The organism is Streptomyces sp. Pv4-95 (assembly GCF_045782725.1).
Classification (GTDB): Bacteria; Actinomycetota; Actinomycetes; order Streptomycetales; family Streptomycetaceae; genus Streptomyces.
On record NZ_CP127172.1, the window covers coordinates 5629613 to 5653810 of the forward strand.

The following is a 24198-nucleotide window of genomic DNA, read 5'->3' on the forward strand; positions in this document are numbered from 1 at the left end:
CCTGCGTTCTCCCAACCATCGGCCATCGGCCATCGGCCCTCGGCGCCTGGTGACCGCCCGCGCCTCGCGCCACCTCGGGCAGCTCAGTGGTTGGCAGCAGGGAGAGGGCGTAGCGGTCGCCCCGGACCGACCAGCCGCCTGGTCGGCTGCCGGCTGCCAGATGGCAGGGCCGCAGCCCCAGCTACGGGGCCACGTTGGTCTCCGGCGTACGGCGCCCGCTCCCGCGCCCTCCGGCCCGCAACGGCGGCTCCGGCGGACCAGCAGAATCAAGCAACAGCAACAGCAACAGCAACAGCAACAGCAACAGCAACAGCAACAGCCGCAGTCACCCCACGGGCCGCAACCGCCGCTTAGGCTCACCCACCGTCATCCCTGTAGCAGCCGCTACCGCGAGAGGCGCCGCTGCCGCGACAGCCGCGCCGCCCTCGCAGTGGCTGCCGCTACCGCGAGCTCTTCAGCCGCTTGAGGGTTTCCGTGGCGCTGGTCTTCAGCATCGTCGCCACCTCGGTCGAGGTCGGCTGCTTGGTCGAGCTGCTGCTCGACGCGTAGCTCGACCACGTCGACTGATACGTCATCCAACCGTCCCGTACGCCGAGGATCACGTACGAGCCGCTGCTACTGCTGCCCTCGTCCTTGCGGGTCACCAGATACGCCTCGTCGCCGATGCCCTGGACCGACTCGACCCGGTAGCCGACGGAGCTGTCCTGCTTCTCGTACGAGCGGTAGCTGTCCGCGAACTCCGGGCCCGGGTCGGTCTTCTTGTGCAGGGCGGCGGTGTTGTAGATCCAGGTGGAGGAGTAGTCCGAGCTGCTCGCGTTCCTCTGCTCCAGCGCGGTGTTGCACCACATGGTGTCCATCGAGGTCTGCTGGGCGCCGCTGCGCTGCGGGTTGGTGCCCGTCGAGGACGAGCCGCTGTTTTCCTTGGTCTTGAAATCGGCGTTCTCGAAGGGCGTCATCGAGGTCGCCGCGCACAGATCGCTGGTGTAGGAGTAGCCCGCGAGATCGGGGCTGGGTTCGGATTCGCCGAAGCTGCCGGTCGCGAACATCACCGATGCCCAGATGGCCGAGGCGGCGACTGCCCCGCCGACCGCCCACCACCATCCGGACGCTCCCCTGCCCCCGCTACCACCCGGAGGGCTGGGCGGCGCTCCGACGGGGGCGGCGGGCACGCCCGTGCCTGGGTACCCGTAGCCGTTGGGCCCCTGGGGCGGGACGGGCTGAGCGTACGGATTCTGCTGCGCGGGTACCGGGCTCTGCGGCGCCGGCACCTGACCGTAGGGGTTCGGCTGCGGCTGCGGGTACGGACTGTTCTGATCCCCCGAGATGGACATGGCGGCAGCGTAGCGGACCCGCGGGTCGGTTAACCCTCGGTCGACAGCTGGTTACCCGCCGGTCGCAGGACTGGTCGAAGAGCCGGCCGTCCGGCCGCGCCGTGAGCCGGAACCGCCACCGGAACCAGAACCCGAAGGCAGGAAGCGGAGCGGACCCGGACCGCACGAGAACCGAAACGGGAACCGGAGCGCCGGAGCATGTCCCCGGCCGGATGGAAACCGGAACGGGAACGGAACGGGAACCGGAACCGGAACACCGAACCACGACCTGGCTGAACCAGACCGACCCGGACTGCCCCGGACCGACCCGGCCGACCGGCCCGTACCCGAGCCAGACCCCACCCGGACCCGGCCCCGGCCCCCGGCCCCGGCCCCCGGTCCCGGCCCCGGTCCCGCCTCCAGAGCCGAACGGCCCCGAGCCCGAACGGCCCCAAGCAAAAGCCCAAGGAGAGCACCCCCCCCAAACCAAAAGCCCAAGGAGAACACCCCCCCAAACCAAAAACCCCGCCTCCATCCCGGGGAAGGGGCGGAGGCGGGGCCTTCGTGTCGAGCTTGCGGCTGGTTCGGCGGAATCCGCCGGGTGAGCCGGGTGCGCCGCACCCGCGTGGCGAACGCAGGCCGTGTGCGGCGCTGTGGTGCACCGTTCAGGGAGCGGAGAGAGGGGCCGCTGGGTCCCTGACGGCAGGTGTCTTACGGGTACTGCGGTAGTCGAAGGTCAGCCCTGGAGGCCGGCAACCTTCTTGGCCAGCGCCGACTTCTTGTTGGCGGCAGCGTTCTTGTGGATGACACCCTTGCTGACAGCCTTGTCGAGCGTCTTGGCAGCGGCGGCCTGGGCGGCGGTGGCCTTCTGCAGGTCACCGGCCTCCACGGCCTCGCGGGTGCGACGGATCGCGGTCTTCAGAGTCGACTTGACAGCCTTGTTGCGCTGACGAGCCTTCTCGTTGGTCTTGATCCGCTTCATCTGGGACTTGATGTTCGCCACGAAAGAGCCTTTTCAGGTTCGTTGGAGTTTCGAGTTGCGCCGCGCACTTGAGAGGGCACGAAGCGCAGTGGACCAGGCTACCAGCAGGCTTCGCGGCGTCCCAAACCGGACCGAGGCCGCCGCTCATGGGACGATGGGGGAGACGTCACACCCGCGGGTGCGTCCTACGGACCACGGCGGGTCCGCGGCGTCCGGCACGGTACCTCGCGGCATCGTCGGAACTTTCCGGGCAGACCCCTTGCGCGGAAGGTCCGTCGCCGGCGACGTGCCGTACCGGACGACGCGGCCCGTTCCGCCCTGATCCGTAAGACCGCCCGAGTTCCGCTTACCTGCGTTCACTGAATGGACCCTGCGTGCCCGCGACCCCAACGAACGTGCCGGAGCCGAGCCGTACCGACCCGGCTCTCCTCCGTAACTTCTGCATCATCGCGCACATCGACCACGGCAAGTCGACGCTCGCCGACCGGATGCTTCAGCTCACCGGTGTCGTCGACCAGCGGCAGATGCGCGCGCAGTACCTCGACCGCATGGACATCGAGCGCGAGCGGGGCATCACGATCAAGTCCCAGGCGGTCCGTCTGCCCTGGGCCCCCGGTGAGGGGGAGGAGAAGAGTGGGACAACCCACATTCTCAACATGATCGACACCCCGGGCCACGTCGACTTCACCTACGAGGTCTCCCGCTCGCTCGCCGCGTGCGAGGGCTGCATTCTCCTGGTCGACGCCGCTCAGGGCATCGAGGCCCAGACGCTCGCCAACCTGTACCTCGCGATGGAGCACGACCTCACGATCATCCCGGTCCTCAACAAGATCGACCTGCCGGCCGCCCAGCCGGAGAAGTTCGCCGCCGAACTGGCGAACCTCGTCGGCTGTGAGCCCGAGGACGTGCTGCGGGTCTCCGCCAAGACCGGTGTCGGCGTGGGCGAGCTCCTGGACAAGGTGGTCCGCGAGGTGCCGGCCCCCGTCGGCGTCAAGGACGCCCCGGCCCGCGCGATGATCTTCGACTCGGTCTACGACGCCTACCGAGGCGTGGTGACGTACGTCAAGGTCGTCGACGGCACGCTCGGCAAGCGCGAGCGCATCAGGATGATGTCGACCGGCGCCACGCACGAGCTGCTGGAGATCGGCACGAACTCCCCCGAGATGAAGCCCGCCGACGGCCTGTCCGTCGGCGAGGTGGGCTATCTCATCACCGGTGTGAAGGACGTCCGCCAGTCCAAGGTCGGCGACACCATCACCCAGCTCAACAACGGTGCCACCGAGGCGCTGGGCGGCTACAAGGACCCCAAGCCGATGGTGTTCTCGGGGCTGTATCCGCTGGACGGCTCGGACTATCCGGAGCTGCGCGAGGCGCTGGACAAGCTCCAGCTCAACGATGCCGCGCTGGTCTACGAGCCGGAGACCTCCGCGGCCCTCGGCTTCGGTTTCCGCGTCGGCTTCCTCGGCCTGCTGCACCTGGAGGTCATCCGTGAGCGCCTGGAGCGGGAGTTCGGGCTCGACCTGATCGCCACCGCGCCCAACGTGGTCTACCGGGTGGACATGGAGGACGGCACCGAGCACATCGTCACCAACCCCAGCGAGTTCCCGACCGGCAAGATCGACAAGGTGCACGAGCCGGTCGTCCGGGCAACGCTCCTGGCGCCGAGCGAGTTCATCGGCTCGATCATGGAGCTGTGCCAGAACCGCCGCGGTGTGCTGCTCGGCATGGACTACCTCTCCGAGGACCGCGTCGAGATCCGCTACACCCTGCCGCTCGCCGAGGTCGTCTTCGACTTCTTCGACAGCCTCAAGTCCAAGACCCGCGGCTACGCCTCCCTGGACTACGAGCCCACCGGTGAGCAGATCGCCGACCTGGTGAAGGTCGACATCCTGCTGCACGGCGACAAGGTCGACGCGTTCTCCGCGATCACGCACAAGGACAAGGCGTACGCGTACGGCGTGCGGCTGGTCGCCAAGCTGCGCGAGCTGATCCCGCGGCAGGCGTTCGAGATCCCGGTCCAGGCCGCCATCGGCAGCCGGGTCATCTCCCGCGAGACCATCCGCGCCATCCGCAAGGACGTCCTCGCCAAGTGCTACGGCGGTGACATCTCCCGTAAGCGGAAGCTGCTGGAGAAGCAGAAGGAAGGCAAGAAGCGGATGAAGATGGTCGGCAGTGTGGAGGTCCCGCAGGAGGCCTTCATCGCGGTGCTGTCCTCGGACTCCGACGGTGACACCAAGGCGAAGAAGTAGTCCGCCGGGAAAGCATCGCCGTAGGGCATTTCGTCAGAGTTGAGCAGGGCGCAGGTCTCCGGTGGACCTGCGCCCTGTCGGCTGTAAGAGTGGGCTCCGGAAGAAATACGGAGCGTTACGTTCCGGCGACGCCGTCCCGGTGCTACCTGTCGTGACCTGCGGTTTCCCGGGAGGAGGGGCTCTCTGTCGAGCCTCAAGAATGCCCTGTACATCTATCGCACTGGTCACATCGTGAACGAGTCGGCCGTAGCCCCTTACGTGTCGGCGCAACGCGCTCTAGTCTGATCACTGCTCAAAGGTTACTCGCGAGTCACCAGCAACGAAGCGGGCCCCGGAGGATGCCGTGACGGACACCCACACGCTGATCGAAAACCGGCCGCCTTCGGTGGCGACCCTGTTCCTGGAACGGGTCGCGGCCACGCCCGATATCGAGGCCTATCGCTATCCGGTGCCGGCCGCCTCGGGCGAGGGGCCGGACGACTGGAAGACGATCACCTGGGCGCAGGCCGCCGAGCGGGTCCTCGCCACCGCCGCCGGTCTGATCGCCCTCGGCGTCAACCCCGAGGAGCGGGTGGCGCTCGCCTCCTCCACCCGGGTCGAATGGGTCCTGGCCGACCTGGGTGTGCTGTGCTCCGGCGCCGCCACCACCACGGTCTACCCCAGCACCAACACCGAGGAGACCGCCTACATCCTCGCCGACTCCGGCAGCCGGATCCTGATCGCGGAGGACGCGGGGCAGCTCGCCAAGGCCCGCGAGAAGCGGGCGGAGCTGCCCGACCTGGCCCATGTCATCGTCATCGAGGAGGCGGACGCACAGCCCGCCGAGGAGGACCCCGACGGCTGGGTGCTCTCCCTCGCCGACCTGGAGAAGCGCGGCGCCGCCTACCTCCAGGAGCACCCGGACTGTGTCACCGAGCAGGTCGCCGCGCTGCGCGCCGACCAGCTGGCGACCCTGATCTACACCTCCGGCACCACCGGCCGGCCCAAGGGCGTACGGCTGACGCACGACTGCTGGTCGTACATGGCCCGCGCGATCCAGTCGACCGGGATGGTCGCCGAGGAGGACGTGCAGTACCTGTGGCTGCCGCTGGCGCACGTCTTCGGCAAGGTGCTCACCGCCGGCCAGGTCGCGGTCGGTCACGTGATCGCCGTCGACGGCCGTGTGGACAAGATCATCGAGAATCTCCCGGTGGTGCAGCCGACGTACATGGCCGCCGTCCCCCGGATCTTCGAGAAGGTCTACAACGGCGTCGCGGCCAAGGCCCGGGAGGGCGGCGGCGCGAAGTACAAGATCTTCCAGTGGGCGGCCGGAGTGGCCCGCGAGTACGCCAAGGTCTCGCAGGACAACTTCCGCCGCACCGGCAGCGCCTCGGTGCCGTTCGCGCTCGGCGCCAAGCACAAGGTCGCCGACACCCTCGTCTACGGCAAGCTGCGGGAGGCCTTCGGTGGCCGGCTGCGCGCGGCGGTCTCCGGCTCGGCCGCGCTCGCCCCGGAGATCGGGTACTTCTTCGCCGGCGCCGGCATCCACATCCTGGAGGGCTACGGCCTGACGGAGTCCAGCGCCGCCAGCTTCGTCAACCCCGGTGAGGCGTACCGCACCGGCACCGTCGGCAAGCCGCTGCCCGGTACCGAGGTGCGGATCGCCGAGGACGGCGAGATCCTGCTGCGCGGCCCCGGCATCATGGAGGGCTACCACGGGCTGCCCGACAAGACCGCCGAGGTCCTGGAGTCCGACGGCTGGTTCCACACCGGCGACATCGGGGAGCTGTCCGACGACGGCTACCTGCGGATCACCGACCGCAAGAAGGACCTCATCAAGACCTCCGGCGGCAAGTACATCGCCCCGGCCGAGGTGGAGGGCCAGTTCAAGGCGGTCTGTCCGTTCGTCTCCAACGTGCTGGTGCACGGCGCCAACCGGAACTTCTGCACCGCGCTGATCGCCCTGGACGAGCCGACGATCATGGGCTGGGCGAAGGAGCACGGCCTGGAGGGCCGGACCTACGCCGAGGTCGTCGCCTCCGAGCAGGTCCGCGCACTGGTCGACGGTTATGTCGAGCGGGTCAACGAGGGTCTGCAGCGCTGGCAGCAGATCCGCAAGTTCCGCCTGCTGCCGCGGGACCTGGACATCGAGCACGGCGAGGTGACTCCCAGCCTCAAGGTCAAGCGGCCGGTGGTGGAGCGGACGTTCAAGGATCTGCTCGACGACATGTACGCGGGGTCGGTGGAGGCGTAGCGGCGCCCGACGATCTGCCGCGCGGGGCGGTGCGGGTGGCGGGAGCCGCTCCGCACCGCCCCGCGCCGTACCGGTGCCCGACTCCGCACCGCTGCGCCGAGCCCTGCCGGGACCCGTTCGGCGCTGCACATGCGCCCCGTCCACCCCGTCAGCCGCACACGCCCCGTCGCGGCAGTGGCCCGTACGAGTGGTTCGTCCTCGCCCCGCGGTCCCCCTCGCCCAGGCCCTCGGCACCCCCTGTGACCACGGACTTCGGTCACTCGGTGCTTATGGGTGCGCTCGTTCTGTCACTCTGTCGGTGGCGCATCCGGCGCCGTAGCGGAGCTGCTCGGGAGTTGCGCAATGCGGACGACAACTTCATCCCAGCGGGACGACGTCACAGGGACGGGTGCGGTGGCCGGCAGCGGCACCCGCGGGGCGCCGCCTGCGGAAGCCGCCGGTGCGGTCTTCCAGGGCCCTGTCGCGGGCGCCGCCCGTTCCCGGCGGGCCCGCCTCCCCGGGGATCCGAGGGCCGCGGCCGATGCCCGGCAGTTCATCAGGACCGCGTTCGACGACTGGGCCGCCCAAGGGCTGCCGAGCGCGGAGGGGCTCACGGGCCGGCTGGCGGACGAGGCGGTGCTGCTGGTCAGTGAGCTGGTCACGAACGCCGTGGTGCACGCCGGTACGGCCGTGGAGCTGCGCTGCCGCCTGGAACCCGGGGCGCCGGAGGAGCAGGCGGCGCCCGGGAGCCCTCAGGCGATCGGCGGGCCGGAGGACGGCGGATCGGCGGCGCACGCGGGCGCGCAGGCCACCGAGGGCGCGCTTCCCACGGACGACGCGGAAGAGGCCGACCACCCGGGCGTCGTCATCGAGGTGTCCGACCACCACCCGGCGCGGCCGGTGCGCGGCCGGGAGGACGGCGCGGCCCCGGAAGGCGACGGCCACGGCTTGCAGCTGGTCAGCGCGGTCGCCGAGTCCTGGGGCATCACCTACCGCCGCGCCATGAAGACCGTGTGGTTCCGCCTCCCGGTCGGGACGCCGGAGGGCGCGGCCCGGCCCGAGCCGGAGATCTTCTTCGACCACCAGATGCTGCAACGCGAGCTGCGGGCCGCCGAGCTGCTGGCCCCGGCGCCGCGCCGGACCGCCCGGCAGCACTCCGACGCGGAGTGGATCCACCACGGGGCGCTCTCCTTCCTCGCCGAGGCGTCCGACCTGCTCTCCGGCCAGCTGGACGCCGACCAGGTCGCCTCGCTCGCCGCCCAGTTGAGCGTGCCGCGGCTCGCCGACTGGTGCGCGGTGTGGCTGTACGACGGCGACGGCGGCGCCCCCGGGCGGGGCATCGACGCGGCGGGGGAGACGCAGCGGCTGGCCCGCGTCTGGCACTCCAACGAGAGCCGGACCGACGCGCTCCGCGCGGCTCTGGAGAAGGATCCGCCGCCTGCCGCGGCCCGCGGCGGCGCCCTCGACCAGCTGCCCACCGCGGTCCCCTGGCCGCACGAACCGTACGGCGAGGGCGGTGCGGCCCTGGCGTGCCCGCTGGTGGCCGGCGGACGGCGGCTCGGCACCCTGCTGCTCGGCCGCGGCGGCCTGCCACGGTTCCCCGACGAGGTGGTCGGCCTGATCGAGGATCTCTGCCGCCGGGTCGCCCGCGCCGTCGCCACGGCCCGCGCCTACAGCCGGCAGGAGCGCATCAGCCAGGTTCTGCAACGCCGCCTGCTGCCCCGTGGGCGCGCCCAGGTGCCCGGGGTGGAGTCGGCGGTCGTCTACGAACCGCGCGAGGGCGCCTGGGCGGGCGGGGACTTCTGGGACCTGTTCGACGCGGGCGACGGCCGCTGGTGCTTCGCGCTCGGTGACGTCTGCGGCAGCGGTCCCGAGGCGGCCGCCGTCACCGGGCTGGCGCGGCCGGTCCTGCGGCTGCTGGCCCGGGACGGCTTCGGCGTCGCCGAGGTGCTGGACCGGCTCAACAAGACCATGGCGCGGGAGGCCGCGGACTCGGTGGCGGCGGTCGCGGCGGCGGTCGCGGCGGCCGGTGCGGGCGCCGAGGCGCCGGTCGAGATCCGCGACGAGGGCGAGCAGGCGCGCTTCCTGTCGCTGCTCTACGGCGAGATCGTGCCGTACCGCAACGGCTCCGGCGGCGCCCGCTGCACCCTCGCCAGCGCCGGCCATCCGCTGCCGCTGGTGCTGGGTGCGGACGGCGCGGTACGCGTCGTCGCGGTGCCGCAGATGCTGCTGGGCGTGGTGGAGGACTCCTCGTATGTGAGCGAGTCGTTCGACCTGTGCCCCGGTGAGACGCTGCTGTGCGTCACCGACGGGGTGACCGAGCGCCGCTCGGGGCGGCGCCAGTTCGACGACGAGGAGGGTCTGACGACCGCCCTCGCGGCCTGTAGCGGCCTCGGCGCCGGTGCCATCGCCGAGCACATCCGCAGCACGGTCCACGCCTTCGCGCCGACACCGCCCGACGACGATCTGGCCCTGCTGGTCCTCCAGGCGGCGGCGGTCGGGCCGGCGTAGCAGGGCGCGCGGACCGAGCCCGGGTGCGGATGACGGACAATGGACTCCATGCCTTCCGCACTGCCTGATGGTGAGCCGATGCCCGAGGACGGGGCGCTGCCCGGTCATGCGCTGGCGGGGGCGGCCGGGCGGCCCCTCGGCTTCTATCTGCACGTGCCGTACTGCGCGACCCGCTGCGGCTACTGCGACTTCAACACCTACACCGCGAGCGAGCTGCGGGGCTCCGGCGGCGCCCTCGCCTCCCGCGACAACTACGCCGACCACGTCGTGGCGGAGATCCGGCTGGCCCGCAAGGTGCTGGGGGACGACCCCCGGCCGGTCGAGACGGTCTTCGTCGGCGGCGGCACCCCGACGCTGCTGCCCGCGGCCGACCTCGGAAAGATGCTGGCGGCCATCCGCGAGGAGTTCGGCCTCGCGCCGCACGCCGAGATCACCACCGAGGCCAACCCGGAATCCGTCGATCCGCGCTACCTCGCCGAGCTGCGGGAGGCCGGCTACAACCGGGTCTCCTTCGGCATGCAGAGCGCGCGGCAGCACGTACTGAAGGTCCTCGACCGCACGCACACCCCGGGCCGCCCCGAGGCATGCGTCGCCGAGGCGCGCGCGGCCGGCTTCGAGCACGTCAACCTCGATCTGATCTACGGCACGCCGGGCGAGAGCGACGACGACTGGCGGGCCTCGCTGGACGCCGCGATCGCCGCCGGCCCCGACCATGTCTCCGCCTACGCGCTGATCGTCGAGGAGGGCACGCAGCTGGCCCGCCGGATCCGCCGGGGCGAGGTCCCGATGACCGACGACGACGTGCACGCCGACCGCTATCTGATCGCCGAGGAACGCCTGGCCGCGGCCGGTTTCACCTGGTACGAGGTTTCCAACTGGGCGACCTCGGACGCCGGCCGGTGCCGGCACAACGAGCTGTACTGGACCGGCGCGGACTGGTGGGGCGCGGGCCCCGGGGCACACAGCCACGTCGGCGGCGTGCGCTGGTGGAACGTCAAGCACCCCGGCGCCTACGCGCAGGCTCTGGCCGAGGGCCGCTCCCCGGGCGCCGGGCGCGAGATCCTGCCCGACGAGGACCGCAGGGTGGAGCGCATCCTGCTCGAACTCCGGCTCTCCGACGGCTGCCCCCTGGACCTGCTCGCCCCCGCGGGCGCCCGCGCGGCCGCCCGTGCCCTGGCCGACGGCCTCCTGGAGTCCGGCCCGTACGAGCGCGGCCGCGCCGTGCTGACCCTGCGCGGCCGCCTGCTGGCGGACGCGGTGGTGCGCGACCTGGTCGACTGACCCGCGGGCGAGCAGGTCGCTACTCCCTCATCCCCGGTTCCGTCACGAAGTCGATCAGCTCCTCGACCCGCCCCAGGAGCGCCGGCTCGATGTCCTTGTACGAGCGGACGCAGGACAGGATCCGCTGCCAGGCGGCGCCGGTGTTGTCCGGCCAGCCCAGGGCGCGGCAGATCCCGGTCTTCCAGTCCTGGCCGCGGGGCACCGTCGGCCAGGCCGGGATGCCGACCGACGACGGCTTCACGGCCTCCCAGACGTCGATGTAGGGGTGGCCGGCGACGAGGGTGTCGGCGCCGGTGACCTCGGCGGCCAGGCGGGACTCCTTGGACCCCGGGACCAGGTGGTCGACGAGGACGCCGAGGCGGGCGTCGGGTCCTGGCGCGAAGCCGCGGACGATCGCCGGCAGATCGTCGATGCCCTCCAGATACTCCACGACGACGCCCTCGATGCGCAGATCGTCGCCCCAGACGCGCTCGACCAGCTCGGCGTCGTGCCGGCCCTCCACGTAGATCCGTCCCGCCCGCGCGACCCGGGCGCGGGCACCGGGGACGGCGACGGAGCCGGACGCGGTCCGTGCCGGGGCGCTCGCGGCGGGCCGCCCCTGGGGCCGTACGAGGGTGACGACCCGGCCCTCAAGCAGGAAGCCGCGCGGTTCCATGGGGAACACCCGGTGCTTGCCGAACCGGTCCTCCAGGGTCACCGTCGGGCCCTGGGAGGTCTTCTCGCAGCGGATCACCGCCCCGCAGAAGCCCGACGTGACCTCCTCGACCACCAGATCGGGCTCCGCGGGCACCTCGGGGGCGGGCCGCTGCTTCTTCCACGGCGGGGTGAGGTCGGGGCTGTAGCGCTTGCTCTGCATGAGGACCTGTTCTGTGACGCACGGCAGGTGAGGGGAAGGACGGGACGGAAGACAGAGGCCGCGGGCCGGTCAGCCGGGGGACACGCCGAAACGGGTTGCCAGCGCGTCACGTTGGTCACGGACGAACCCGGCATTCACCACGGCTCCGTGCCCCGGCACGTACACCGCGTCCTCGCCGCCGAGGGCGAGCAGCCGGTCCAGCGCGGCCGGCCACTGCGCGGGCAGCGCGTCCCGGCCCGCGGCCGGCTCACCGGACTCCTCGACGAGGTCGCCGCAGAAGACGACCTCGGGTTCGCCGCGGCCGCCGGGTGCCAGGACGGCCATGTCGTGGGCGGTGTGGCCGGGGCCGACGTTGGCGAGCAGCACCTGCCGGTCGCCCAGGTCGACGGTCAGTTCGCCGTGGACGTGGTGGTGCGGGGCGACGACGAGATCGGCGGCCTCGGCGGCGGCGTCCCGGTCGACGCCGTGGTGCACCGCGGACTGCCGCAGCTCATCGCGCTCGCGCCGCAGCAGGTCGGCCAGCCCGGCCGCGCCGAAGACCTCGACGCCGGCGAAGGCCGCGGTGCCCAGCACATGGTCGAAGTGCGGGTGGGTGAGAGCGACATGCGTCACTTCCCGGCCGAGCAGCCCGCGGATCGTACGGCGCAGGTCGGCGCCGTCGCGGAGCGTCGCGCCGGTGTCGACGATCATCACGCCGGTCGCACCGGCGATCACCCCGACCGTCTCGTCCCAGCCGGGCATGCGGCGTCGGGCAAGACCGTCACCGAGCCGTTCCCATCCGGCCTCTTCCCAATCAATGCGCATACCGAGACGCTAGCTCCATCGCGATAGCGTTGCCCGGCAGACCTGATGATCACCGCCCTGGGGTAGGGACTCGGTACGGCCGGCCTTGCCCAAGCCTTGCTACCCGGCCGTACACTGGCTCAGGGCCTGGCACTCGGCCCGTGTGAGTGCCAGGGAAGACGAAGCGGCAGGACGCCCGGACAGGAGGTGCGCGGGATGCTCAGTGAGCGCAGGCTCGAGGTGCTGCGCGCCATCGTTCAGGACTATGTCGGGACGGAGGAGCCGGTCGGCTCCAAGGCGCTCACCGAACGCCATCAGCTCGGGGTCTCCCCGGCCACGGTCCGCAACGACATGGCGGCCCTGGAGGACGAGGGATTCATCGCCCAGCCGCACACCAGCGCGGGGCGGATTCCCACCGACAAGGGGTACCGCCTGTTCGTCGACAAGCTGGCCGGCGTCAAGCCGCTGTCCTCCCCGGAGCGGCGGGCGATCCAGAATTTCCTCGACGGCGCCGTCGACCTCGACGACGTGGTGGGCCGCACGGTCCGGCTGCTGGCGCAGCTGACCCGGCAGGTCGCGGTCGTGCAGTACCCGTCGCTGACGCGGTCCACGGTGCGGCATGTCGAGCTGCTCTCGCTGGCGCCGGCCCGGCTGATGCTCGTCCTGATCACGGACACCGGCCGCGTCGAGCAGCGCCTGGTCGACTGCCCCTCGCCGTTCGGTGAGGCCTCGCTGGCGGATCTGCGGGCGCGGCTGAACAGCCGGGTCGTGGGGCGCCGATTCGCGGATGTGCCGCAGCTGGTGCAGGATCTCCCGGAATCCTTCGAGCAGGACGACCGCGGCACCGTCTCGACAGTGCTGTCGGTCTTGCTGGAGACTCTGGTGGAGGAGACCGAGGAGCGACTCGTGATCGGCGGAACCGCCAATCTCACGCGCTTCGGTCACGACTTCCCCCTGACCATCCGGCCGGTGCTCGAGGCCCTTGAGGAGCATGTCGTGCTCCTCAAGCTGCTCGGGGAGGCCAAGGACTCGGGCATGACCGTACGTATCGGGCATGAGAATGCCCATGAAGGCCTGGCGTCCACATCGGTCGTCGCGGTCGGCTACGGTTCGGGCGACGAGGCAGTCGCCAAACTCGGCGTGGTCGGACCGACCCGCATGGACTACCCCGGAACGATGGGAGCGGTACGCGCAGTGGCACGTTACGTCGGACAAATCCTCGCGGAGTCGTAAGTGGCCACGGATTATTACTCGGTCCTCGGTATCAGCCGTGACGCCTCGCAGGACCAGATCAAGAAAGCCTTCCGCCGGCTGGCGCGCGAGCTGCACCCGGACGTGAACCCGGATCCGAAGACCCAGGAGCGGTTCAAGGAGATCAACGCCGCTTACGAGGTGCTGTCGGACCCGCAGAAGAAGCAGGTCTACGACCTCGGCGGCGACCCGCTCTCGCAGGCGGGCGGCGGCGGTGCGGGAGCGGGCGGCTTCGGCGCCGGCTTCGGCAACTTCTCCGACATCATGGACGCCTTCTTCGGCACGGCCTCGCAGCGCGGACCGCGCTCGCGGACCCGCCGCGGCCAGGACGCCATGATCCGCCTGGACATCGACCTCAACGAAGCCGCCTTCGGCACGACCAAGGACATCCAGGTCGACACCGCCGTCGTCTGCACGACGTGCAGCGGCGAGGGCGCGGCGCCGGGGACCTCGGCGCAGACCTGCGACATGTGCCGCGGCCGCGGTGAGGTCTCGCAGGTCACCCGGTCCTTCCTCGGCCAGGTCATGACGTCCCGGCCGTGCCCGCAGTGCCAGGGCTTCGGCACGGTCGTACCGACGCCGTGCCCGGAGTGCGCGGGCGACGGGCGGATCCGCTCGCGCCGCACGCTCACCGTCAAGATCCCTGCCGGTGTCGACAACGGCACCCGCATCCAGCTCGCGGGGGAGGGCGAGGTCGGCCCCGGTGGCGGCCCCGCCGGCGACCTCTACGTCGAGATCCACGAGGTCTCGCACCCGGTCTTCCAGCGGCGCGGTGACGATCTGCACTGCACGGTCACCATCCCGATGACAGCGGCTGCTCTGGGCACCAAGTGTCCGTTGGAGACGCTGGACGGGATGGAGGAGATCGACGTACGGCCCGGGACGCAGTCCGGCCAGTCGATCCCGCTGCACCAACGCGGTGTGACCCATCTGCGCGGCGGCGGCCGCGGTGACCTCATCGTCCACGTCGAGGTGCAGACTCCCTCCAAGCTCGACCCCGAGCAGGAAGAGCTGCTGCGGCGGCTGGCCAAGCTCCGTGGTGAAGAGCGCCCCACGGGCACCTTTCAACCGGGGCAGCAGGGGCTTTTCTCGCGGCTGAAGGACGCCTTCAACGGCCGCTAGGCCGACGGCGCCGGACAGGCGAAGGACCGCGCCGGTTCCGGGGGGAAACCCCTCCGGGACCGGCGCGGACCCGGTTCTGGACGCGGTCGCGAGCGTGACACGATGTGGTCATGCCCACCGCGCTGACCGATCTTTGCCGCCATCCGATCGTGCAGGCCCCGATGGCGGGCGGCGTCGCTTGTCCGGACCTCGCCGCCGCTGTCTGTGAAGCCGGTGGTCTCGGCTTCCTTGCCGGCGGCTACAAGACCGCCGACGGCATGTATCAGGAGATCAAGCAGCTGCGCGGGCTGACCGACCGGCCCTTCGGCGTGAACCTCTTCATGCCGCAGCCGGCGCTGGCCGACATGGCGGCCGTCGAGGTCTACCGCGAGCAGCTCGCCGGCGAGGCGACCTGGTACGAGACGCCGTTGGGCGAGATCGACCCCTGCGGCGGTGTGGACGACGGCTACGACGCCAAGCTGGCGATACTGCGCGAGGACCCGGTGCCGGTGGTCTCCTTCCACTTCGGCTGCCCCTCCCGCGCCGTCTTCGACGCGTTCGCCGAGGTCGGCACGGTCACCGTCGTGACCGTCACCACCGCGGCCGAGGCGCAGGCCGCGCAGTGGTCGGGAGCGGACGCGGTCTGCGTGCAGGGCGTCGAGGCGGGCGGCCATCAGGGCACTCACCGCGACGACCCGCAGGCCGACGGGACCGGTGCCGGCATCGGGCTGCTCTCGCTGGTCGCGCAGGTCCACGAGGCGGTGCAGATCCCGGTCATCGCGGCGGGCGGGCTGATGCGCGGGTCGCAGATCGCCGCCGTGCTGGCCGCGGGCGCGGACATGGCGCAGCTCGGCACCGCCTTTCTCGTCACGCCCGAGTCGGGTGCCCACACCCTGCACAAGCAGGCGCTGACCAACCCGCTGTTCACCCGCACCGAGCTGACCCGCGCCTTCTCCGGACGCCCGGCCCGCGGCCTGGTGAACCGTTTCCTGCGCGAGCACGGCCCGTACGCCCCGGCTGCTTACCCCGCCGTGCACCACCTCACCTCCGATCTGCGCAAGGCCGCGGCCAAGGCGGGCGACGCCCAGGGCATGGCGCTGTGGGCGGGGCAGGGGCACCGGATGGCACGCGAGATGCCCGCCGGCCGTCTGGTGGAGGTGCTGGCGGACGAACTGGTCGCCGCGCGCGCCGGGTTGCCGCGTGGCGCTGCGGGGGCCGCGTCATGACGGCGCCGGTCTTCCTCGTCGACTCCCTCGCGGACGTACGGGCCGGCGGCACGCTGACCGTGGACGGGCCGGAGGGGCGGCACGCGGTGTCGGTTCGCCGGCTGAGGGTCGGCGAAGCGGTGGTGCTGACGGACGGCCGTGGGACCGGTGCCGAGGGCACGGTCACCGCCGTCGAGGGCAAGGACCGTCTCACCGTCGTGGTCGACGGCCTGCGCACCGAGACGCCCGCGGCGCCCCGGATCACCGTCGTCCAGGCCCTCCCCAAGGGCGACCGCGGCGAGCTGGCCGTCGAGACGATGACCGAGACCGGTGTGGACGTCATCGTGCCGTGGGCGGCGGCGCGTTGTGTCACGCAGTGGAAGGGCGAGCGGGCCGCCAAGGCCCTCGGCAAGTGGCGTACGACCGCGCGGGAGGCCGGCAAGCAGTCGCGGCGGCTGACGTTTCCCGAGGTCACGGACCCGCTGACGACCAAGCAGGTGGCCACGCTGCTCGCCGGTGCCGACTTCGCGGCCGTCCTCCACGAGGAGGGCAGCACGCCGCTGGCGACCGCCGAACTCCCCGCCACGGGCGGCATCGTGCTGGTCGTGGGCCCCGAAGGCGGTGTCTCCCCGGAGGAGCTCGCGGCGTTCGCGGAGGCCGGTGCCGCGCCGTACCGCCTCGGCAGGAGCGTGCTGCGGACCTCCACCGCCGGCACGGCCGCGACGGCGCTGCTGCTGGGGCGCACGGGGCGCTGGAGCTGAGCGGACGCCCAACGGCCCGCCGGCGCACCCCCGTTCCCGCGCGGCCTGCCCGGCTCCGCGCGGCGGGGCCGGGCACGCCCGTGAAACGGCCGGCCCGCCGCGTGACGGGCCGGCCGCCGGCTCAGACCAGCTGAGCGTTGAGCCGGATGTCCTTGACGCCCGTCAGCGCCTGGCTCACCGGGCAGTTGGCCTTGGCGTCCGCGGCGGCGGCCTGGAAGTCGCCCTCGGACAGGCCCGGCACGGTGGCCTTCACCGTCAGCACGATGGACGTGATGCCCTCGCCGGGCTTGAAGGTGACATCGGCCTGGGTGTCCAGGGACTGCACCGTGTACCCCTTGCCGGCCAGGCCGTGCGAGAAGGCCATGGAATAGCAGGAGGAGTGGGCGGCCGCGATGAGCTCCTCGGGGCTGGTGACGCCGTTCGGCTCCTCCGTACGGGCCGGCCAGCTGACGTCGTAGGTGCCGATCTTGGAGGAGTCGAGGGCGACGGTGCCCTTGCCCTCCAGGAGGTTGCCTTCCCAGTGGGTCTTGGCGGTGCGCGTGGTTGCCATGGTGCATAACTCCCGGTTGTGGGCGATAAGCGGTCTGCGGGACCCAGCTTAGTGATCCGCGGGGGCAGGTGGCCCGGGAGCCGTCCCGCCGGTCCGGCGCGGCGGACGCAGCGGCCGTCATCCCTGGTCGCTGCGACGCCCGGTGGGGGCCGCCCGGTAGCATCCAAGGCCGTACGCACCGTGCGTACGGCGCATGCCGCACAGGCCGCGACACGATCGTGCCGCGGCCCGAGGCGTAACTCGACACGGCCCGCCCCGCGCGACGCGGCGGCGGCCGAAGACCCGGGAGGAGCCCACCGGTGGCGGGAGAACCGCAGGCCGACTGCCTGTTCTGCAAGATCGTGGCGGGGGAGGTGCCGGCGACCATCGTCCGGGAGACCGAGACCACCGTCGCCTTCCGCGACATCAACCCCCAGGCCCCGACCCACGTCCTGGTGATCCCCAAGGTCCACTACGCCAACGCCCTGGAACTGGCCGCGGCGGAACCGGCGATCGCCGGCGACGTGCTGCGCGAGGCGGGGGTGGTGGCAGGCGAGGAGAAGGTCGACTCGACCGGCTACCGCATCGTCTTCAACACCGGCCCCGGCGCGGGGCAGACCGTCTTCCACGCCCATGCGCACGTGCTGGGCGGCCGCGACCTCCAGCGACTGGTCTGACGGGGCAGAGGGTCGACGTTGTCCGTACGTGAGCTGGTCGTCCTCGGCACCGCGAGTCAGGTGCCCACCCGGCACCGCAACCACAACGGCTATCTGCTGCGCTGGGACGGCCAGGGGCTGCTCTTCGACCCGGGGGAGGGCACGCAGCGGCAGATGCTGCGTGCCGGGGTCGCCGCGCACGACCTCAACCGGATCTGCATCACGCATTTCCACGGCGACCATTCGCTGGGGCTCGCCGGGGTGATCCAGCGGATCAACCTCGACCGGGTGCCGCACCCCATCACCGCTCATTACCCGGCGACCGGCGGGCACTTCTTCGACCGGCTGCGCCATGCCACCGCCTACCACGAGACGGTCGAACTGACGCAGCTCCCGGTGAGCGCCGACGGCGAGCTGGACCGGACGGCGTCCTACGTCCTGGAGGCGCACAGGCTCTCGCACCCGGTCGAGTCCTACGGCTACCGCCTCGTGGAGCCCGACGCCCGCCGGATGCTGCCGGAGCGGCTCGCCGCGCACGGCATCTCCGGGCCGGACGTCGGCCGCCTGCTGCGCGACGGCGAACTGAACGGCGTCACCCTCGACGAGGTCAGCGAGATCCGCACCGGCCAGCGGTTCGCGTTCGTGATGGACACCCGGCTGTGCCCGGGGGTCCACGCGCTCGCCGAGGGCGCGGACATGCTCGTCATCGAGTCCACGTTCCTCGACGAGGACGTGCAGCTGGCGGTCGACCACGGCCATCTGACCGCCGGCCAGGCCGCGGAGGCGGCGGCCGCGGCGGGCGTGCGGCATCTGGTGCTGACGCACTTCTCGCAGCGCTACTCCGACCCGCAGGAGTTCGAGCGGCAGGCACGCGCAGCGGGCTTCACCGGCGAACTCACCATCGCCCGTGACCTGATGCGCGTGCCGCTGCCCAAGAGGACCTGACCGGCCTCCGCCGGATCACGGCAGGTAGTACATCGGGTTGGGCAGCTTGAAGGTGCGGTCCGCGGCGCCGCCGCGCAGATCGCTGTACTGGTCCCCGAAGTTGGCGACGATGTCGTAGCCGAGGGACTCGATGTGCTTGCGGGTGCCGGACTTGAACTCGATGGTCGAGCAGGTGGCGCCGCAGGGCAGGTACGCGGGCGGGTTCTCCTTGTCCCGCAGGTACACGTGCGTACGGTCCAGGGGGACGTCGTAGCCGACGTTGTCGAGGTTGCGCACGCTCCACTCCCGCTGCGCTTCCTTGCGGCCGGTGAGGAAGAAGACCTCGGCGCCCTTGCCGCGGGCCCAGTTGACCAGCCGGTTCATGCCGAATACCGGGTCCATGTCGGTGTGGGCCAGGTACGTGTCCTGGCTCTCCGGGGTGAAGTGGAAGCCGACCTGGAGCTCGTAGTTGTAGGTCAGCAGGGTGGTGTCGTCCATGTCGAGGACGATGGCGGGCTTGGCGTGCTTCTTGCCGGCATGGTCCGCGGCCGGCCGCTGCCGGGCGAGCTGCTCGGACAGGTAGGCGCGGGCCTTCGCCTCGATGCCGTGCACCTGGCGGGCGTAGTTGCTGTCCGGGGAGGCGTAGTGCTCGCCGTCGGCCGTCACCGTGTCGCCGTAGTAAGCCTTGATCTTGTCCTGCACCTGCGTGAGGTTGGGGATCTCCTTGTCCGTGCGGGGCACGGAGTGTTCGGCGGTGGCCTGGCCGATACCGAACGCGGCGGTGCCGGCGACGAGGGCGGCGACCACCGAGGCGCCCAGGCGGACACGACGTGAGGGGGCGGGGACGGGCATGCGCGGCTCCTTCGGGAGGCGTGGGGGGACCCGGGGTGGCCGTCGGACGCGGCGCTCCCCAGGGGGTCCAACGGGGTCCCAGAAGGTCTAACAGAGCCTCATTTCCGTTATCTACGCGCGGAGATTCAATGCTTGGTAAAGGTTGCGGTCAGCGGCTCGGGGTGTGTGCCGCGGGTGAGCCGGGGTGAGGCGCGCGGTATCAGCGCCAGTCGGGGGTGCCCGGGCCCTGCGCGTGCGGCACGATCGCCTCGATCTTCGTCCGGATCTCCCGCATGACCGCGACGATCCGGCTCTCGTGCGCCGGGGTGAGCCGGGCGACCGGCACCGAGCAGCTGATGGCGTCGGTGGCGGGGGTGTCGCAGCGCAGGGCGAAGCCGAAGCCCGTGATGCCGGTGACGCCCTCCTCGCGGTCGATGGCGTAGCCCCGCTCGCGCACCGCCGCCAGATCCTCGGCGAGTGACGCCGGATCGGTGTGGGTGTTCTCCGTCAGCTGCTCCAGCGGCCCTGCCGGGAGCGGGAGTTCACCGGGGGTGCGGTCGGCCAGGAGTGCCTTGCCCAGGGCCCCGGCGTGGGCGGGCAGCCGGCGCCCGACGCGGCTGAAGGTGCGCAGGTACTCGTGCGATTCGCGGGTGGCGAGATAGACCACGTCCGCGCCGTCCAGGCGGGCGAGGTGGATGGTCTCGCCCAGCGTCTCGGACGCCTCGTCGAGGTACGGCCTGGCGGCCCGCACCCGCGGGTCGCTGTCCAGATAGCTGGTGCCGGTCAGCAGCGCGCGGATGCCGATGCCGTAGAGCGAGCCGGTCGCATCGGTGCGCACCCAGCCGCGGTCGATCAGGGTCTGCAGCAGCGCGTACATGGAGCTGCGGGGTACGCCCAGTTCCTCGGCGAGTTCGCGCAGGCGGGCCGGGCGGTCGCCGCGGGCGGCGAGCACCTCCAGCAGCTCGACGGTGCGCGCCGCCGACTTCACCTCGCGTACGCCACCGGTCTCCGTCATGGCCCGATCGTAAGCGCAGCCCGGGATCCGGGGCGGTCGTGGGTCTTGACGCCGGGAGGCGTGCTTCCTAGCCTCCATCTTCAAGTGTAGACATCATCTACATACGGAGACCGTGAGCGTGAGGTATCAGAGGCTTCCGACCGCTTCCCCCGTGCCGCCGTGCGCACCGCGTGACCGGATGCCCGGATACGCGGTTTCGCCGGTGAAGCCCACGGCCCGGCCGCGTGGTCTGCCCGTCCGCCCGGTCCGGGCGCCGCTCACCGTCCCGGGCCCCGACGACCTCACCGATCCGGCGGCCCGGCCCGACAGCCGCCTCGACCTCGTAGGAGCCACCCGATGAACCACCCCGCCGGCACCTCTGCCGCGGCGAACGCCGGCACCAAGGACCTCACCATCACCGAGGTCCGGCTCACCCCGGTCCTGGTCGCCGACCCGCCGCTGCTGAACACCCAGGGCGTACACCAGCCGTACACCCCGCGGCTGATCATCGAGGTGGTCACCGCGGGCGGCGCCACCGGGCTGGGCGAGACGTACGGGGACACCAAGTACCTGGAACTGGCCCGCCCGTTGGCCGGCGCGCTGACCGGCCGCGCGGTCACCGACCTGAACGGGCTGCCCGCTCTGGCCGCCGAGGTCTGCGGCGGTCCGGCCGCGACCGGCGCGGGGGCGGTGGACGTGGGCGGGCTGCGCGGTGTGCAGACCGCCGACAAGCTGCGGCTCTCGGTGCTCTCCGGTTTCGAGGTCGCCTGCCTGGACGCCTGGGGCCGGGCCACCGGCCTCCCGGTGCACGCCCTGCTCGGCGGCAAGGTCCGCGACCGCGTCGACTACAGCGCCTACCTCTTCTACCGGTGGGCCGAGCACCCCGGCGGGCGCGGCGAGCGCGACGACTGGGGCGCGGCCCTGGACCCGGCGGGCGTCGTGGCGCAGGCCCGCCGGTTTGCCGACACCTACGGCTTCACGTCCTTCAAGCTCAAGGGCGGCGTCTTCGAACCCGCGCGGGAGATCGCGGCGATCAGGGCGCTGGCCGTCGAGTTCCCGGGGCAGCCGCTGCGCCTGGACCCCAACGGCGCCTGGAGCGTTCCGACCTCGCTGGAGGTCGCGCACGAGCTGCGGGACGTCCTGGAGTATCTGGAGGACCCGGCGAGCGGTACCGCGCGGATGGCGGAGGTGGCGGCGGGCGCCGGGGTGCCGCTGGCGACCAACATGTGCGTCACGACGTTCGACGAGATCGCGGAGGCGTTCACCAGCGGCGCCGTACAGATCGTGCTCTGCGACCACCACTACTGGGGCGGCCTGCGCAACACCCGTGAACTGGCCGCCGTCTGCCGCACCTTCGGGGTCGGCCTGTCCATGCACTCCAACACCCACCTGGGCATCAGTCTCGCCGCCATGACCCAGGTCGCGGCGACCGTGCCCCACCTCGACCACGCCTGCGACAGCCACTACCCCTGGCAGACCGAGGACGTCCTCACCGAACGCCTCACCTTCCGCGACGGCCGGATCGACGTGGGCGACGCCCCCGGTCTGGGCGTCGAACTCGACCGTGACCGGCTCGCCGCGCTGCACCGCCGCTGGCTGGCCGACGACGGCACACACCACGACCGGGACGACGCCGCCGCCATGCGGGCGGCCGACCCCGACCGGGTCACCCCCGCGGTTCCGCGCTGGTGACCCCGGGCGGCCCGGACCCGGCCGTCGGGCCGGGCCGCCCACCCATCCGGCACGGCGCCCGCGGGGGCAGGGACGAGCCCTCGGACGCCGGGCCTCCTCAGCCGCCCGACGGCGGGCGGCCAGAAGACAACGGAGTCGCACGTGAGCCACGAGCCCGCGCACCCCGCACCACCGGACCCCTCGCACGACCCCCGGGCCCCTGAGGACCTTCGGGATCCGATGGTGCGCAGCGCCGTCGGCAAGATCTTCAAGCGGGTCGTGCCGCTCTTCTTCGTGATGTTCGTCGCCAACTACGTCGACCGCGTCAACATCGGCTTCGCGCAGGACCAGTTGCGGGCCGATGTCGGGATCTCGGCCGCCGCGTTCGGCTTCGGGGCGGGCCTGTTCTTCGTCGCCTACGCCCTGTTCGAAGTGCCGAGCAACATGCTGATGGAGCGCTTCGGGGCGAAGATCTGGCTCACCCGCATCATGATCACGTGGGGCCTGGTGGCCACCGCCATGGCGTTCGTGACCAGCACCGAGATGTTCTACGCGCTGCGCTTCCTGCTCGGCGTCGCCGAGGCCGGCTTCTTCCCCGCCGTCATCTACTACTTCACGCGCTGGCTGCCGGACGCCGACCGCGGCCGGGCCACCGCGGTCTTCCTGATGGGCTCGGGCACCGCGTCGGTCATCGCCGGGCCGCTGTCCGGCGCCCTGCTGGAGATGCACGGACTGCTCGGGCACAGCGGCTGGCAGTGGATGTTCTTCCTGGAGGGCCTGGCGTCGGTGCTGCTCGGGCTGGTCGTCTTCCGCTTCCTGGACAACCGGTTGGAGGACGCCACCTGGCTCACCGCGCCGGAGAAGACGGCCCTCGCGGCGGCCATCGACGCCGAGCAGGCGGCCCGCACCGCCGAGCGGGGCACCGCGAAGGTCTCCCGCACGAGGCTGCTCACCGACCCTCAGATGCTGCTGTTCTGCTGGCTCTACTTCGCCATCTCCCTCGCCCTGTACGCCGTCACCTTCTGGCTGCCGAGCATCGTCGACGACATCGGCGGGCTCTCGGAGTTCGAGGTCGGCCTGCTGGTCGCGGTGCCGTGGCTGTGCGCGATCGCCGCGGTGTACGTCACCGGGCGGGCGTCGGACCGTACCGGCCGCCGACGGCCCTTCCTGGTCGGCACGCTGCTGCTCGGCGCGCTCGGCACCCTGCTCGCCACCCTGGTCTCCCCGTGGTTCGCGCTGGTCGCGCTGTGTCTGGCGGCGATGGGCTTCAAGACGTCCTCACCCGTCTTCTGGACCATTCCGCAGAGCTATCTGGACGCCCGCGTCGCGGCGCCGGCCATCGCGCTGGTCAACTCCCTGGGAAATCTCGGCGGTTTCGTCTCGCCGACGGCGTTCGGGATCCTGCAGGACGCCACCGGGTCGACCCGCGGCGGGCTGATCGGGCTGTCGGTGGTGGGGGTGCTGGCGGCGCTGAGCGTCGCGCTGGTCCGCGGTGGCGGGCGCAACGACCGGCCGCGCGGCCGGCGCACCGCCACCGGGCCCGCTCCGGCCACCGTGAGCGCCACCGCCGGGGCGGGAGCCGCCGATCCACCGGCGGACGCGGCGCCCGGTTCCCCTGCTCACTGAACCGGCGGGCAGTAGCCGGTCTCCTCGCCGATGGTGTTGATCTCGGCGTTGGACCGGTTGTCGCCCGCGTAGTTGATCTGGTCGGTGCAGCTCGTGCCGGGCTTCTTGGGGGTGCCCTTGGGCTTGTCGCCCTTTTCCGGTGCCGGGCAGTTGCCGGTCTCCTCGCCGATGGTGTTGATCTCGGCGTTGGACCGGTTGTCGCCCGCGTAGTCGATCTGGTCGGTGCACTTCGTCCCGGACTTCGCGGGGGTGCCCGTCGGCGCCTCGCCGGCCGAGTCCTGGGCGGCCTTGGTCTCGGGGGAGGAGGACTTGGCGGCCGGTGCGGAGGCGGCGGATGAGGACGGGGCGGCGCCGCCGTCCTGGCAGGCGGTGAGCCCGAACGCGGCGACGGTGATCACCATGGCGGCGGCGGCCTTGCGGGCGAGGCGGAGGGTGGTCTGCGACATGGGTCTTCCCGTTCTCTGT

At 71.7% G+C, this 24198-nt stretch carries 20 protein-coding genes; 12 read left to right on the top strand and 8 right to left on the bottom strand.

The window, feature by feature from the left end:
- Window positions 1–440: 440 nt before the first annotated feature.
- Both QOM21_RS24640 and rpsT read right to left on the bottom strand, forming a co-directional pair.
- Complete coding sequence (locus QOM21_RS24640) at window positions 441–1331, bottom strand: hypothetical protein (protein ID WP_407553208.1); 891 nt, start codon at window positions 1329–1331, stop codon at window positions 441–443.
- A 715-nt stretch (window positions 1332–2046) separates the two neighbouring features.
- Window positions 2047–2313, bottom strand: a complete 267-nt coding sequence (rpsT, locus tag QOM21_RS24645) for a 30S ribosomal protein S20 (RefSeq protein WP_393891859.1) — start codon at window positions 2311–2313, stop codon at window positions 2047–2049.
- A gap of 353 nt (window positions 2314–2666) precedes the next feature.
- On the opposite strand from rpsT, the gene lepA reads away from it, so the two are divergent.
- From lepA to hemW, 4 genes are all read left to right on the top strand, one after another.
- Window positions 2667–4541 (top strand): translation elongation factor 4, encoded by a 1875-nt coding sequence (gene lepA / locus QOM21_RS24650; RefSeq protein WP_407553209.1) that lies wholly within the window; start codon window positions 2667–2669, stop codon window positions 4539–4541.
- Window positions 4542–4884: 343 nt separating this feature from the next.
- Window positions 4885–6774, top strand: coding sequence for an AMP-dependent synthetase/ligase (locus tag QOM21_RS24655; RefSeq protein WP_407553210.1), 1890 nt, complete (start codon window positions 4885–4887; stop codon window positions 6772–6774).
- A gap of 342 nt (window positions 6775–7116) precedes the next feature.
- The gene (locus tag QOM21_RS24660) at window positions 7117–9264 is read left to right on the top strand and encodes a SpoIIE family protein phosphatase (protein ID WP_407553211.1); all 2148 of its coding nucleotides are present in this window, start codon (window positions 7117–7119) and stop codon (window positions 9262–9264) included.
- A gap of 48 nt (window positions 9265–9312) precedes the next feature.
- Window positions 9313–10545 (top strand): radical SAM family heme chaperone HemW, encoded by a 1233-nt coding sequence (gene hemW / locus QOM21_RS24665; RefSeq protein ID WP_407553212.1) that lies wholly within the window; start codon window positions 9313–9315, stop codon window positions 10543–10545.
- A gap of 19 nt (window positions 10546–10564) precedes the next feature.
- On the opposite strand, the gene QOM21_RS24670 is transcribed toward hemW, so the two are convergent.
- Together QOM21_RS24670 and QOM21_RS24675 are read right to left on the bottom strand one after the other, a co-directional pair.
- A complete protein-coding gene (locus tag QOM21_RS24670; protein WP_407553213.1) occupies window positions 10565–11401 on the bottom strand; it encodes a DUF3097 domain-containing protein in 837 nt (278 codons plus the stop codon).
- A gap of 69 nt (window positions 11402–11470) precedes the next feature.
- Window positions 11471–12205 carry an MBL fold metallo-hydrolase gene (locus QOM21_RS24675; protein WP_407553214.1) on the bottom strand — a complete coding sequence of 245 codons (735 nt, stop codon included), beginning with the start codon at window positions 12203–12205 and terminating at the stop codon, window positions 11471–11473.
- Between the two features lie 195 nt (window positions 12206–12400).
- Between QOM21_RS24675 and hrcA the strand changes: the two genes are divergently transcribed.
- The 4 genes from hrcA (at window position 12401) to QOM21_RS24695 (ending at window position 16502) form a co-directional block, all read left to right on the top strand.
- Window positions 12401–13417, top strand: coding sequence for a heat-inducible transcriptional repressor HrcA (gene hrcA, locus QOM21_RS24680; protein WP_393891866.1), 1017 nt, complete (start codon window positions 12401–12403; stop codon window positions 13415–13417).
- Entirely contained in the window at window positions 13418–14557 is a 1140-nt protein-coding gene (gene dnaJ / locus QOM21_RS24685) for a molecular chaperone DnaJ (protein WP_393891867.1), read from the top strand.
- Window positions 14558–14667: 110 nt separating this feature from the next.
- Entirely contained in the window at window positions 14668–15762 is a 1095-nt protein-coding gene (locus QOM21_RS24690; RefSeq protein WP_407553215.1) for a nitronate monooxygenase, read from the top strand.
- Window positions 15759–16502, top strand: a complete 744-nt coding sequence (locus tag QOM21_RS24695) for a 16S rRNA (uracil(1498)-N(3))-methyltransferase (RefSeq protein WP_407553216.1) — start codon at window positions 15759–15761, stop codon at window positions 16500–16502. The genes QOM21_RS24690 and QOM21_RS24695 overlap by 4 nt, the downstream gene beginning before the upstream one ends.
- Before the next feature lie 121 nt (window positions 16503–16623).
- On the opposite strand, the gene QOM21_RS24700 is transcribed toward QOM21_RS24695, so the two are convergent.
- The gene (locus QOM21_RS24700; protein ID WP_407553217.1) at window positions 16624–17052 is read right to left on the bottom strand and encodes an OsmC family peroxiredoxin; all 429 of its coding nucleotides are present in this window, start codon (window positions 17050–17052) and stop codon (window positions 16624–16626) included.
- A 299-nt stretch (window positions 17053–17351) separates the two neighbouring features.
- On the opposite strand from QOM21_RS24700, the gene QOM21_RS24705 reads away from it, so the two are divergent.
- Both QOM21_RS24705 and QOM21_RS24710 read left to right on the top strand, forming a co-directional pair.
- Complete coding sequence (locus QOM21_RS24705) at window positions 17352–17708, top strand: histidine triad nucleotide-binding protein (RefSeq protein WP_407553218.1); 357 nt, start codon at window positions 17352–17354, stop codon at window positions 17706–17708.
- A gap of 18 nt (window positions 17709–17726) precedes the next feature.
- Window positions 17727–18632, top strand: a complete 906-nt coding sequence (locus QOM21_RS24710; RefSeq protein WP_407553219.1) for a ribonuclease Z — start codon at window positions 17727–17729, stop codon at window positions 18630–18632.
- Window positions 18633–18647: 15 nt separating this feature from the next.
- Here QOM21_RS24710 and QOM21_RS24715 read toward each other — a convergent pair whose 3' ends face one another.
- Both QOM21_RS24715 and QOM21_RS24720 read right to left on the bottom strand, forming a co-directional pair.
- Window positions 18648–19463 carry an HAD family acid phosphatase gene (locus QOM21_RS24715; RefSeq protein ID WP_407553220.1) on the bottom strand — a complete coding sequence of 272 codons (816 nt, stop codon included), beginning with the start codon at window positions 19461–19463 and terminating at the stop codon, window positions 18648–18650.
- Window positions 19464–19662: 199 nt separating this feature from the next.
- Complete coding sequence (locus QOM21_RS24720) at window positions 19663–20457, bottom strand: IclR family transcriptional regulator (RefSeq protein ID WP_407553221.1); 795 nt, start codon at window positions 20455–20457, stop codon at window positions 19663–19665.
- A gap of 336 nt (window positions 20458–20793) precedes the next feature.
- Here QOM21_RS24720 and QOM21_RS24725 point away from each other — a divergent pair, with 336 nt between their 5' ends.
- Both QOM21_RS24725 and QOM21_RS24730 read left to right on the top strand, forming a co-directional pair.
- Window positions 20794–22128 carry a glucarate dehydratase family protein gene (locus QOM21_RS24725; protein WP_407553222.1) on the top strand — a complete coding sequence of 445 codons (1335 nt, stop codon included), beginning with the start codon at window positions 20794–20796 and terminating at the stop codon, window positions 22126–22128.
- Window positions 22129–22347: 219 nt separating this feature from the next.
- Window positions 22348–23733, top strand: a complete 1386-nt coding sequence (locus QOM21_RS24730) for an MFS transporter (protein ID WP_407555788.1) — start codon at window positions 22348–22350, stop codon at window positions 23731–23733.
- Here QOM21_RS24730 and QOM21_RS24735 read toward each other — a convergent pair.
- A complete protein-coding gene (locus tag QOM21_RS24735; protein ID WP_407553223.1) occupies window positions 23727–24179 on the bottom strand; it encodes a hypothetical protein in 453 nt (150 codons plus the stop codon). The genes QOM21_RS24730 and QOM21_RS24735 overlap by 7 nt on opposite strands.
- Between the last annotated feature and the right edge of the window lie 19 nt (window positions 24180–24198).